This window comes from Clostridium aminobutyricum (assembly GCF_017255415.1).
GTDB lineage: Bacteria > Bacillota > Clostridia > Peptostreptococcales > Anaerovoracaceae > Aminipila > Aminipila aminobutyrica.
In genome coordinates, this window is sequence record NZ_JAFJZZ010000021.1 from 1 (window position 1) to 612 (window position 612).

A 612-nucleotide genomic window follows, 5' to 3' on the forward strand; every position below is an offset into this window, starting at 1 on the left:
GGAGGATTTAAAAATGGCAAAGCAAAAGTTTGAAAGAAATAAGCCACACGTAAATATCGGAACAATCGGTCACGTTGACCATGGTAAGACAACATTAACAGCAGCAATCACAAAGACATTGTTCACAAGATACGGATTAGGTCAGAAGGTAGATTTCGACCAAATCGATAAGGCACCAGAAGAAAGAGAAAGAGGAATCACCATCGCGACAGCGCACGTAGAGTATGAAACACCAAACAGACACTATGCGCACGTAGACTGCCCAGGACATGCTGACTATGTAAAGAACATGATCACAGGAGCAGCACAGATGGACGGAGCTATTCTAGTAGTAGCAGCAACAGACGGTCCAATGCCGCAGACAAGAGAACACATCCTACTATCCAGACAGGTAGGTGTACCATATATCATCGTATTCTTAAACAAGTGCGATATGGTAGACGACGACGAACTACTAGACTTAGTAGAAATGGAAGTAAGAGAATTATTAGACCAGTATGAATTCCCAGGAGATGATACACCAATCATCAGAGGATCTGCATTAGAAGCATTAAATAATCCGGAAGGCCCATGGGGAGATAAGATTATCGAATTGTTCGAAGCAGTAGACAC

At 42.6% G+C, this 612-nt stretch carries 1 protein-coding gene; it reads left to right on the top strand.

Translation table 11 applies throughout. The annotated features are described in order from the left end of the window. Positions 1 to 13: 13 nt before the first annotated feature. The coding region (locus JYB65_RS14825; RefSeq protein ID WP_206583476.1) for a GTP-binding protein at positions 14 to 612 on the top strand (599 nt) is incomplete at its 3' end.